This window comes from Staphylococcus sp. Marseille-Q1834 (genome assembly GCF_916858875.1).
Classification (GTDB): Bacteria; Bacillota; Bacilli; order Staphylococcales; family Staphylococcaceae; genus Staphylococcus; species Staphylococcus pragensis.
Window position 1 is genome coordinate 361,741 of the sequence record NZ_CAKASN010000001.1, and the last position, 12,090, is coordinate 373,830.

The 12,090-nt window shown below is 32.4% G+C and carries 12 protein-coding genes; 7 read left to right on the top strand and 5 right to left on the bottom strand.

Annotated features, from left to right (window positions below; translation table 11 throughout):
- Positions 1-70: 70 nt before the first annotated feature.
- Positions 71-1,147 carry a glycosyltransferase family 4 protein gene (locus LIX58_RS01905; RefSeq protein ID WP_154836501.1) on the bottom strand — a complete coding sequence of 359 codons (1,077 nt, stop codon included), beginning with the start codon at positions 1,145-1,147 and terminating at the stop codon, positions 71-73.
- 404 nt (positions 1,148-1,551) lie between these two features.
- Between LIX58_RS01905 and gdpS the strand changes: the two genes are divergently transcribed.
- The 4 genes from gdpS to pepT all read left to right on the top strand — a co-directional run bounded on the left by gdpS (position 1,552) and on the right by pepT (position 5,391).
- The gene (gdpS, locus tag LIX58_RS01910) at positions 1,552-2,622 is read left to right on the top strand and encodes a GGDEF domain-containing protein GdpS (RefSeq protein WP_126565106.1); all 1,071 of its coding nucleotides are present in this window, start codon (positions 1,552-1,554) and stop codon (positions 2,620-2,622) included.
- Positions 2,623-2,874: 252 nt separating this feature from the next.
- Positions 2,875-3,636 (top strand): threonine/serine exporter family protein, encoded by a 762-nt coding sequence (locus LIX58_RS01915; RefSeq protein WP_154836500.1) that lies wholly within the window; start codon positions 2,875-2,877, stop codon positions 3,634-3,636.
- A gap of 16 nt (positions 3,637-3,652) precedes the next feature.
- On the top strand, positions 3,653-4,147 hold the full coding sequence (locus LIX58_RS01920) for a threonine/serine exporter family protein (protein ID WP_126565104.1): 495 nt from the start codon (positions 3,653-3,655) through the stop codon (positions 4,145-4,147).
- Positions 4,148-4,161: 14 nt separating this feature from the next.
- Positions 4,162-5,391 (top strand): peptidase T, encoded by a 1,230-nt coding sequence (gene pepT / locus LIX58_RS01925; protein WP_154836499.1) that lies wholly within the window; start codon positions 4,162-4,164, stop codon positions 5,389-5,391.
- 90 nt (positions 5,392-5,481) lie between these two features.
- Here pepT and LIX58_RS01930 read toward each other — a convergent pair whose 3' ends face one another.
- The 3 genes from LIX58_RS01930 to LIX58_RS01940 form a co-directional block, all read right to left on the bottom strand.
- A complete protein-coding gene (locus LIX58_RS01930; RefSeq protein WP_154836498.1) occupies positions 5,482-6,603 on the bottom strand; it encodes a glycerate kinase in 1,122 nt (373 codons plus the stop codon).
- Between the two features lie 640 nt (positions 6,604-7,243).
- A complete protein-coding gene (gene ytxJ, locus LIX58_RS01935) occupies positions 7,244-7,564 on the bottom strand; it encodes a bacillithiol system redox-active protein YtxJ (protein ID WP_126565101.1) in 321 nt (106 codons plus the stop codon).
- 182 nt (positions 7,565-7,746) lie between these two features.
- Positions 7,747-8,622 (bottom strand): EMYY motif lipoprotein, encoded by an 876-nt coding sequence (locus tag LIX58_RS01940; protein ID WP_154836497.1) that lies wholly within the window; start codon positions 8,620-8,622, stop codon positions 7,747-7,749.
- 111 nt (positions 8,623-8,733) lie between these two features.
- Between LIX58_RS01940 and LIX58_RS01945 the strand changes: the two genes are divergently transcribed.
- The 3 genes from LIX58_RS01945 to LIX58_RS01955 all read left to right on the top strand — a co-directional run bounded on the left by LIX58_RS01945 (position 8,734) and on the right by LIX58_RS01955 (position 10,685).
- Positions 8,734-9,249 carry a GrpB family protein gene (locus tag LIX58_RS01945; RefSeq protein ID WP_226386026.1) on the top strand — a complete coding sequence of 172 codons (516 nt, stop codon included), beginning with the start codon at positions 8,734-8,736 and terminating at the stop codon, positions 9,247-9,249.
- Positions 9,250-9,407: 158 nt separating this feature from the next.
- The gene (gene murB, locus LIX58_RS01950; protein ID WP_126565098.1) at positions 9,408-10,331 is read left to right on the top strand and encodes a UDP-N-acetylmuramate dehydrogenase; all 924 of its coding nucleotides are present in this window, start codon (positions 9,408-9,410) and stop codon (positions 10,329-10,331) included.
- A gap of 39 nt (positions 10,332-10,370) precedes the next feature.
- The gene (locus tag LIX58_RS01955) at positions 10,371-10,685 is read left to right on the top strand and encodes a CHY zinc finger protein (RefSeq protein ID WP_126565097.1); all 315 of its coding nucleotides are present in this window, start codon (positions 10,371-10,373) and stop codon (positions 10,683-10,685) included.
- Positions 10,686-10,913: 228 nt separating this feature from the next.
- Here LIX58_RS01955 and LIX58_RS01960 read toward each other — a convergent pair whose 3' ends face one another.
- Positions 10,914-11,951 carry a ferrated catecholamine ABC transporter substrate-binding lipoprotein SstD gene (locus LIX58_RS01960; protein ID WP_154836495.1) on the bottom strand — a complete coding sequence of 346 codons (1,038 nt, stop codon included), beginning with the start codon at positions 11,949-11,951 and terminating at the stop codon, positions 10,914-10,916.
- Positions 11,952-12,090: the final 139 nt, after the last annotated feature.

Below are 12,090 nucleotides of genomic sequence, written 5' to 3' on the forward strand. Positions count from 1 at the left end.
TTTAGCATTTATAATATTAAAAACCTTGTATAAGTTGAGTATTAAAAACATACTCGCCTCATACAAGGTTTTATTTTTTATCTGTTGTATCGTGAGCGTGGTGGTGCTCATTTTTCTTAGAAATCAAATTAATAATTGGCTTGTAATTATCATCTATCAATCCTGTAAATTCTACTATGAGTTCTATCGTAATCAGAATGAGAACGAACATGAGTAATACACCTAGTGGTTGAGATAAGTAGAGAATGATACTTGATAAGCTAAACATGATCGCAATTGAATAAATGAGTAAAACTGTTTGACGATGAGAATAGCCTAATGCTAGGAGTTTATGGTGTAAATGCGATTTATCTGCTTGCATAATGTGTTGACCGTTTCGCATTCTTCGTATCATAGCGAATAGTGTATCAATAAATGGTACCGCAAGAATAACGATTGGGAAGAACAATGAAATAAACGTAATGTTTTTAAAGCCGAGTAATGATAAAAAGCCTATGATAAAGCCTATCATTAAAGCGCCACTATCCCCTAAAAAGATCTTTGCAGGATGGAAATTGAAACATAGGAATCCTAACAACGAACCTATTAATACGCTACATATCATAATGATAAAAATATTTGCCTGTAAAATGGCAATAAACGCAATGGTAATTAAGCCAATAGCTGATACGCCAGAAGCTAATCCATCGAGTCCATCTATTAAATTTATTGCATTAGTAATTGCCACAATCCAAATAATCGTAATTGGGATACTTAAAATACCAAAATGAATCGTCGGTCCCATCGGAAAAGAAATAAAATCTATCGTAATACCGTAAATCACAACAATAGACGCAGCAATTATTTGTCCAATTAACTTGAGTATCGGTTTCAAATCATAAATATCATCAATTAAACCTACTAAGTACATCACAATTGCACCTAGGACTAAAGGCTTCACTTCTCTTTCAATTGGATTGCCTAGCCATATTCCAATAAGAAAGGAAAGTAAAATTACGGTGCCGCCTAACACAGAAACAGGCTTTGTATGTACTTTTCTATAATTAGGTTTGTCAACTAAGCCAAACTTAGTTGAGACCCTAATTATGATAGGTGTGAGTATCAGACTGATGACCATTGTTACAGCAATGAGTAGTAAAGTATACATCAGTTCACCTTCATTAAATTATTCCTCTAATTTTTTCACATTTGCATTTTTCTTATTTACATTATTTTAAACGATATGTCTTATCTTTATATTGGACTATAGTAGGAAATTTCTCGTTACTGTTCTCTTTAAAACGATTCCATTATCTATAAAATCATCGTATTATCATGAATTTAATCATCATTATTATACTTTATTTTGAAAAGATTTTACTTTAAATAAGTGTAATGTAAATTTTTTGTAAAGATAAGTTATTTTTTCTATCATACCATTTCATTTATTGTTTGAACATGAAAGACCATTGAACCCAATTATTTTCTAACAATATAAGCTACTTCTTAATGACAAATAGTAAGTTTTCACTTACAATAACTAATGGTTAAATTAAAGGAGTCGATTTCCATATGCTTGAAGCAATCATTTATAATATTGCGGTCATGGTTGCGGGTATTTATCTTTTTCATCGGTTACAATACTCCGAAAATAAAATCATGGTCTTCTCAAAAGGCTATGTCACTGTCTTAATGACGCTAGTAGCTTTATTACTAGCTGCCTACCCTATTCCATTTCACCATGAATATTTAATCCATTTAACATTTGTGCCGTTACTATTTCTTGGACGTTATACCAATATAGGTTATACCCTCATCGCGGCAATTATCATTGCCTTAGTTGATGTCTTTACCTTTGGAAATTCTATTTTATACGGTGTCGTTTTAATTGTTATTGGACTTATTTCAAGTATGGTAGGACCATTTTTAAAGCAAAACGATATTATTTCTCTGATAATCTTAAATTTGATTAGCGTCATTATTTTATTAATTTTATCTATTTTCAGTCCTTTATATGATTTGATAGAAGTAGCTGTATTAATTCCAATTTCATTTGTCTTAACTATCGCCTCTGCTATCACATTTGTTGATATTTGGCATTTCTTCTCATTAGTTACGCGTTATGAAAATGAAGACAAATATGATTACCTTACAGGTTTAGGAAATGTAAAAGAGTTTGATAGACATTTAAATAAAATCTCGCAATTAGCAGAAGATAATAACGAAAGTCTTGCCTTACTTCTCATTGATATTGATGGATTTAAAGATGTGAATGATACTTATTCACATAAAGCAGGTGACGCTGTCTTAAAACAAATGTCACAGTTATTGAAAAATTATGTGCCAAGACAGTTTAAAATTTTCCGAAATGGTGGCGAAGAATTTTCAGTAGTTATTCGTAATTATTCACTAGATCAAAGTGTTAAATTAGCTGAAAATATTCGTACAGGTGTGGAAAAATCATCGTTCCATTTACCTAATAGAGAAGTCATTAAACTTTCCGTGTCGATTGGTGTAGGCTACTTATCTAAAGAAGATCATAAATCTCAACGTAAAGTATTTAAAGATGCTGATGATATGGTCCACGTGGCTAAGAATGAAGGCCGTAATCAAGTAATGTTTAATCCTATTATTAAATTATAGGGGTAATATTGACTGTCAATATGCTATTTATCATATCGCTGTGTTTCAGTCGATTAGAGTAAATAGTGATTGACAGTTTTTTATTTATTATTTTTAAAAGAAAGAATGACGTTTTCATGTCAATTGTAACTAATCGTTTAAGAAAATGTGTGATTAAACTCGGAGCTATTGCAAGTTATAACTTCAAGTTGTACACTTCAAATTGTCCTAATAAATAAAATTAATTTATCTAATTATACGGGGGTGCCTTTTATGTCAGATTCAATCACTATTATCGATGAAAATAAAGTGATTGATGTGGTGTTAATAGCTGGAAGGATTTTGCTAGAAGCTGGCGCTGAAACATATCGCGTAGAAGATACAATGAATCGTATCGCTCATAGTTACGGCTTAAATGATACATACAGTTTCGTAACTTCCACAGCTATTATTTTTTCACTTAATGATCGAACAAATACACGTTTGATTCGAATTAGAGAACGCACGACAGATTTAGAGAAAATTGCGCTTACAAATAGCCTCTCACGAAAAATCTCTAGAAATGAATTAACCATTGATGAAGCTAAATCGGAGCTTATTCATTTAAGTCACGCTTCATTACAATATTCATTTTTATTAAACTTTTTTGCTGCTGCGATTGCATGTGGCTTCTTCTTATTCATGTTTGGTGGTGTAGCATCAGATTGTTGGATCGCTTCACTCGCAGGTGGTGCTGCCTTTTTAACTTTCAGTTTGGTGCAACGTTTTATACAGATTAAGTTCTTTTCAGAGTTTGTAGCTTCAGCTGTAGTTATTTCTATTGCTGCTACGTTTACTCAATTAGGAATCGCTACAAATCAGAATATCATCACTATCTCAAGTGTGATGCCGTTAGTTCCGGGTATTTTAATTTGTAACGCTATTCGAGATTTAATGGCAGGAGAACTCCTTGCCGGTATGTCACGTGGTGTTGAAGCGGCCCTTACATCATTTGCAATTGGTGCCGGTGTAGCCATCGTTTTATTAATCATATAAGAAAGGCTGTTAATAAATGTTATTTTATTTGTTTCATTTTACAATTAGTTTCATTTCTACAGTGCTTTTTTCCATCATCTTCAACGCGCCTAAGAGATTACTGCTTGCCTGTGGTTTCGTAGGTGCCGTAGCTTGGACAATTTATCAATACACTGTAGATATGGACTTAGGAAAAGTAGGCGCCTCTTTCCTTGGTAGTTTAATATTAGGCTTACTAAGTCACGTTATGAGTCGCCGCTATAAACGTCCAGTTATCATCTTTATCGTGCCAGGAATTATCCCCCTAGTACCTGGAGGAACAGCATACGAAGCAACACGTTTTTTAGTTTCAAATGATTATACACAAGCTGTAAATACATTTTTAGAAGTGACACTTATTTCAGGTTCAATTGCTTTTGGTATTTTAGTAGCAGAGATTCTCTATTACATTTATACACGCTTTAAACAGTTTTATGATAAAATCAAGGGCAAAACATACAAAAAAATTTACGATATGAATAATAGAGTCTAAGGGGATGTCTAGCTATGAAAGAACAAATTATAGACAGATTATCACGTTATGTAAAAATCGATACACAATCTAATCCAGATTCAGAAACGACGCCTTCAACAGAAAAACAGTGGGATTTATTACGTTTATTAAAACAAGAACTTGAAGCATTTGGATTATCTACAGATATGGATGACAATGGTTATTTATTTGCTACGTTAGAAAGTAATATTGAAGAAGACGTGCCAACAGTCGGTTTCTTAGCCCATGTAGATACATCACCAGATTTTAATGCTACTGACGTAAACCCTCAAATCGTTGAGTCTTACGATGGTAAACCTATTCAATTAGGTAATACAAGTCGCGTGTTAAGCCAAGAAACTTTTCCTGAATTAAAAAAGCTTAAAGGTCATACATTAATGATTACAGATGGTACGTCATTATTAGGTGCCGATGACAAAGCTGGCGTCGTGGAAATTATGGAAGCAGTGAAATATTTGAACAACCACCCAGCAGTGAAACACGGACGCATTCGCATTGCATTTACACCAGACGAAGAAATTGGACGTGGTCCTCATAAATTTGACGTGGAACGCTTTAATGCCGATTTCGCTTATACAATGGATGGTAGTGAATTTGGCGAACTTCAATTTGAAAGTTTTAACGCCGCTGAAGCGAAAATTACAACACATGGTGTAAATGTCCATCCTGGTTCTGCTAAGAATATTATGGTTAATGCCCTTTCATTAGGCCATCAATTCCATAGTTTATTACCAGCTAGTGAAGTGCCTGAACGTACAGAAGGTTATGAGGGTTTCTATCATTTAATGAAATTTGACGGTAATGTTGAAAAAGCGACGCTTCAATATATCATTCGCGATCACGATAGAGAAGCGTTTGAATTACGTAAGAAAAAACTTCTAGAAATTCGTGATGATATTAATTCACATTATGAAGATTTCCCAGTAAAAGTGGACATTGAAGATCAGTATTATAATATGGCTGAAAAAATTGAACCACATCCTCATATTATAGATATTCCTAAAAAAGTGTTCGCAGATTTAAATATCGATCCTAATACTGAACCTATTCGTGGTGGTACTGATGGTTCACAACTTTCATTTATGGGACTTCCGACTCCTAATATCTTCACTGGTTGTGGCAACTTCCATGGTCCGTTCGAGTATGCATCTATTGATGTAATGGAAAAAGCTGTACAAGTGATTATTGGTATCGCTCAAGAAGTCACAAATTATAAAAAATAAGATATTGCAAATATATTAAAAGGCAAACCTTATCGTTGTGGGTATCTCCACCCAGACAACTTAGGTTTGCCTTATTTGTTATATATTAAATTATAGTTTATCTAAACTCGTTTTTAATAGTCGTAATGCTTGAACTGTATAGTGTCTAATTTGGATACCCATTTTAAAATCAGTGTAACTTTTAGGCATTTCAATAAATGTGTTAAACATAGCTGTAACATGATGTTTATCAAAAACATCGAATTTATCATCCGTTGCACAAATGGCAATGGCAGGTTTATGATGCTTCTCCGTTAACTCTGCAATTCTTAGTGTTGTCGTTTCTAAAAGGCTATCTTCTTCTTTTAAACCTTCCCCAAAAATAATCAAATCTGCTTGAGAAATTAAATCGTCTAAATGGGTAAGTTGATCTACTAATTCGTGACTAGTTAAAATTTCAGCACCATATAGTCCACTTAACACTGCTGCAATACCACCGCCGGCACCGCCTCGCTCAATAGGACCTAAAGCTACGTGTAATTCATTTTTAACTATTTCACTAAAATACCAAATTAAATTATCTAATTCTTTCGCTTTATCAAGACTAATGTGATGTGTATCTAATGTCTTCATTATTTCGCTATTCTTGCCATATAATTTACTTGAGAAATCTGACATTAATTGAATTTTAGCATTACTAAATTCAGTCATTATTCCAGATAAATCAATATGTCGAATAAATTTAATAATGCAAGCACCTTCACGTGCATCTAGCAAATTATTCTCATCATCATAGAATTTACCGCCTAAAGCTTGTAGCATGCCAATACCGCCATCAAAGCTATCAATACCGCCAAGAGAAATAATAATATTATCAGCACCGTTTTTTAACGCGTCGATAATAATTTCTCCTAAACCAAAGCTTGAACGTTGCTCAATAGGTTGATGTCCTTTTAAAAATAAATTTCCTTCAATGACAGTTAAACCGTCTTCCGTCTGACCATACACCGCTTCAACTTCGTTCATATCTGCGTCATGCACATTTACTCTATATTTAGTCCCAGATTGCCACAAGAATACAGAATCTATTAATTCGTGGCGTCCATTAAATAATGGCACTTGGACAACATCAGCTTTTTCAATTTGACTTGCTACTGCTTCTTCTACATAGCGGTTCGCTTGATAACTCGAAATAATACCATTGAACTCGTCCATGGCTACTAATACTTTCATCCTTTAATCACCTCTTGCCACTTTTCCTATTATCTGAAAATAATATACACTTTATTATTTTAACTTCACTTTCACATTATACATGTGTTGCCTTCAATTTTACTAATGAAACAAAATGAAATGCTTTAATACATTTGAAAAAAGTTATGCAGATAACGAGTAACGTTACGTAACTCTTAATTGAAAGTAAGTGTTCACACACTTACGTAAGGCGTTCTAAGATAGATTACGAAGTGGAGTTGTGAAGACTCCTAGAGGAGCAGTGCTAGTCGAAGACTACAGGCTGAGACAGCACCCCTGGAAAGCGAAACAACTTAAACGAGTAAATACCTATCTAAGAACTACTTTACATGACCAAGGCTCACCCCAGCCCCCTAGGCAAGCATCTCAACTTAAGTGAAATGATAATCCATTTAAGAACTGCTTTAGAGACAGCACACCTGGAAAGCGCAACAACTTAAACGAGTGAATATCTATCTAAGAACTGCTTTACAAGACCATGGCTCGCTCTCCTAGACTAGCGAGCCAACAACACGAAAAATTGTAAATAAAAAAAGCCAGTAAATGAAATTATAAAAAATCATTTACTGGCTATTTACCTAGGAATGATATCCCCAAAAAAATTTGTATTTAGTTTATATTACTCTTCAGCTTGAGCTAACGAAGATACATTGATATCACTATGACTTGCATTCCATGTAGCTTCCCCTTCTACAAAGTAGAATGCTTGGGGAGATTCATGTTTTACATTCGTTTTGTCAGCAATATAATCAGAAAGCTTTCTTTCTTCTTGGACAACTAAATAATAGCCATCCATGTCTCTTTCATATAAAAACTTATTAAATTGATCAAATGCATCTGCTGAGATTGGACAAGTATCACTATGTTTTAATACAAATACATATTTATTTTCTTCTAGTACTTGTTCAAACTGGTCAATCGAACTCAGCTTTATAGCCATTCTATTCACCTCTAAAATTATTTATGCCCATATTCCTATTATTTATAATCATTATAAACTACTCAATGGGTACAATTATACACATTTCATTCTCTATTGTTAACCAAAAATTTTAATTTTTTAATATAAGATTTTAAAGATTATAAGCACATAATAACGTTTATAATCTCATATTTCCAATGTTAGTTTTCTTTTATACGCTTGAATGCTTTTTCGAAATCCTTATCTTGTTTATTTAACTCTTTACCCGTTTTTGGCAACTTTTCGACATCTATTTTAGAAAGTTTTTTCTCAATTTCAATTGTTTTTTCACGCGTATCATAATAGTTTAACAGATTGTAGTACATCTCAATGGCATTTTTGCGCGCTTCATTAACATTACTATCTGTAATATTAGTTTGATTAAGATCAGTAATTTGTTTTTCAATTAATGGCTTAATGTGTTTTTCGATGGCTTGCTTTGAATCAAACTTGTCATTTTCTAAATATTTTTGTGCTGTTTGTTGCAATTGTTTATTATTATATTCAATTTTAGTAGTTAATTGATTTGCGTCATCTTGATTGCTAGATTTTTTAATAGCTGTTTCTACTTGAGAACGATTTGTTTCAAATGATTTCGTATAATCTAATATATTCTCATTGGCATTAATTGACTGATTACATAAATCGACAAACGTTTTTATATCATTAATTCCTTTTCTTTCTTGGCTAACATTATTTAAATATTTCTGCTTTAAATCTTTTATTTCAGAAGTTTTAGCTGGTAATTGCTTAGCTTCTTTATCATATTTTTTAAATGTAGGCACTAAATGGTTATTAATGTCTTTTTGTAGCACTTTAAATTCTTGTTTATTTTTATCGGTAATATCTGTTTTACTTAATTCATTAAGTTTTGTTAAATGAATTTTATCCATGACTGTTTCAACATCTTTTTTCTTTTCTTCAACTTTATCTAAATGATGAGTAAAGTTTTTTAAATCTGCGTTATGTTGCGTTCCACATGACGATAGAACTACTCCAAATATTATGATTATCGAAAGAATTGCTATTTTTTTCATATCTGCACTCCTATCACCACGTATTATACCTAAAGCTATTTATATTGAAAATTATTTATGTTATAGTATTCCAGAATTTGCAAAATAATTACTCATTTGAAGGAGATTCTCATGTATTCAACCGTCCAACCATTTGTCGACAATTCATCTAAACAATATTATGAAGCACTATATCAGGATACTAAAAAAATACTCTTTGACTTATTAGATTCTCCAGTTCAGTTTACCCAACATATTGGTGGAACAAAGCATTTTAATTATGCTACTGAACCCATATTAGATATTTTAGTCGGCGTTAATAATTTATATGACATTACTTCTTTAGATGAAAAACGATTGAATTACGTAGGATTTTATCGTTTGCATCATCCATACAAGAAAAAAGTAATGATGGCTCACTTCAATAACATGATTGATTTAAAACAAACGATACGCCTTCATATTGTTCAAATGAATACATCTTTATTTGAACAATATTTAGCTGTAGATGAGGCACTCGCTTCAAAGCAAGACTTGGCGCTTCAATTTTCAGAAAAAAAGAAAGCTATGATTCAACACGTCAATCATATAAGAACTTATGAAAATCAAAAACAAAAATACTTCGAAAATTTATACAAAAAACTATAAAATTTAAAAAATTACAAAATATTATCCGAATGCCATTTAAAATGGGAATATGTGACATAATATGTCCTTATTTAATTATCTCTCATTTAGCAAATAAGATTTAAAGTTGATATAATAAGGAAAAGATTATAGTACAGAAGAAAAGAAAGGATGTACTTATGTTAAACAAAGATGACATCTTAAAAGATTTAAAATCCTTAATACCTGAAGATATTATTAAAGTCGATGAGCCTTTAAAACGTTATACATATACTGAAACTGGCGGTAACGCTGATTTCTATTTATCTCCTACCAAAAATGAGCATGTTCAAACTATTGTACGCTATGCTCAAGAGAAAGATATCCCCGTAACGTATTTAGGAAACGGTTCTAATATCATTATTCGTGAGGGCGGTATTCGTGGAATAGTCATTAGCTTATTATCACTTGATCATATTAATGTCTCTGATAATGCAATTATCGCTGGTAGCGGTGCGGCTATTATCGATGTGTCACGTGCTGCAAGAGACCACGTACTAACTGGATTAGAATTTGCTTGTGGTATTCCAGGTTCAGTTGGTGGCGCTGTTTATATGAATGCAGGCGCATACGGTGGCGAAGTGAAAGATTGTATCGACTACGCTTTATGTGTGAATGAACATGGAGACTTATTACAACTTACTAATCAAGAATTAGAATTAGATTATCGTAATAGTATCGTTCAAAGAAAACATCTTGTAGTCCTTGAAGCTGCATTTAGTTTAGCTCCTGGCAAATTAGATGAAATTCAAGCTACTATGGATGATTTAACAGAACGTCGTGAAACTAAACAACCACTTGAATACCCTTCTTGTGGTAGTGTATTCCAGAGACCTCCTGGTCACTTCGCTGGTAAATTAATACAAGACTCAGATTTACAAGGATATCGTATCGGTGGTGTAGAAGTTTCAAAAAAACATGCTGGTTTTATGGTTAATGTAGATAATGGAACTGCTACAGATTACGAAGATTTAATTCATCATGTTCAAAATGTTGTAAAAGAAAAATTTGATGTCGAACTTCACCGAGAAGTAAGAATTATCGGCGACCATCCAGAAGAATAATTTAAATTATTCTTTTTCAAAGTAAGGAGACGATATATAATGCCTCATGTATATGGTTCACTTGTAGATGAAGAAACACGTTGTGTGCATTATCATACATTCTTGGATGTCGTAGCGATTAAATTTAAGTGTTGCGATAAATATTATCCTTGCTATCAATGTCATAATGAACATGAATCTCATGCCATTAAACGATGGCCGGAAAAAGAATTTCAAACCAAAGCTATTATGTGTGGCGTGTGTAAACATGAACTGTCCATACAAGATTATATGATGACTGAGGTTTGTCCAAATTGTAACGCTCATTTTAATACCCGTTGCAAATTCCACTATCATTTATACTTTGAATTATGAAAATAAGGGAGTGGGACAGAAATTAAATAAATTTCGTCGTCTAACCCTAGCTTGCTTTATTAGTGGAATTTCTTAATGAAATTCTCTGTGCTGGGGCCCCGCTCCCCGGCAAGGATGACTAGATTTGAAAAAAGCTTAATTGAAGCGCATTTTCAAACCAGTCAGCTACTGCCAATATATTAGTAAAGGCTGAGACATTTTATTTTGTCTCAGCCTCTTTAATTTTTTTTATTTTACTTTATCTAATACTTTATTTAATTCATCAATTTGTTTTATAGTTGTAGATGTTGATCCCGCACTGAAGTACCATAATCTAGGATCTAATTCAAAAACATTACTAGCTTTAATCGCTTTTACATCTTTAATAACATTATTGGCCAGTGTTTGTTTCGCAGATGATTTACCACTTACTACTTGTCCTCTATCCATTGCTAAGATGATATCTGGATCTTTATTAGTGATATATTCATTACTAATATTTTGACCATGCGGACTCGCTTTAACATGTTTATCTGCAGGTTTAAAACCTAACGTATCAAATACTAAATCACCGAAACGTCCCCCAGGACCAAATGTAGATAATTCACCTTCATTTACTAATAGATACATGGTAGACTTATCAGCTTTTTGGGCTCTAGCTTTTGTATCTGCAATTTTTTTATCTAACTCATCATTTAATGCTTTAGCTTTATCTTCTTTACCATATATTTTACCTAAGTTAGTTGTTACTCTTCTCATATCATCAAGATAATTTTTTTCAGTTGAACCAACGTAAAGGATAGCAGCATTAGGAACAGCTTTTTTCAATTCATCAATATTTTTTTGGGTAGCTGTTCTATTAGAAATATAAATGACATCAGGTTTGGCTTTAGCGACTTTATCAAAGTTAATTTGAATCATGTTACCTGTATTGATATATTTGTCATCTTTAAATTCACTTAGAAAATTAGGGAGTGTAGAAATTTTTTCACCTTTAGGTAAACCTTTAATTTGGTCTTGGACACCAAATGCTTTTAAAATATCAACAGCGCCATAATCAAAAACTATTGCACGCTTAGGATTTTTAGGTACTTCCACTGTTTCTTTGACTACCTTAGCATCACTACCATCTTTTTTCTCTCCACGCGTTTTGTAATTATTCTCTATTTTAACTGTTTGTTTACTATCATTATTTTTAGATTCGTTATTCTTACTATCAGAATCTTTGCCACATGCTGTTAATACTAAGACAAAACTTAATAATATAAATAAAATCAACTTCTTCATAGATGTAAAACCCCTTCGATGTATATTAATGATAATGATTATCAATATCATTAATAATATATTACTTTATTATAAAGTGTTTAGCAATATATTATTTTGAAGTTTTCTATAACAAAAAAGCTTCGTCTTTAATGACGAA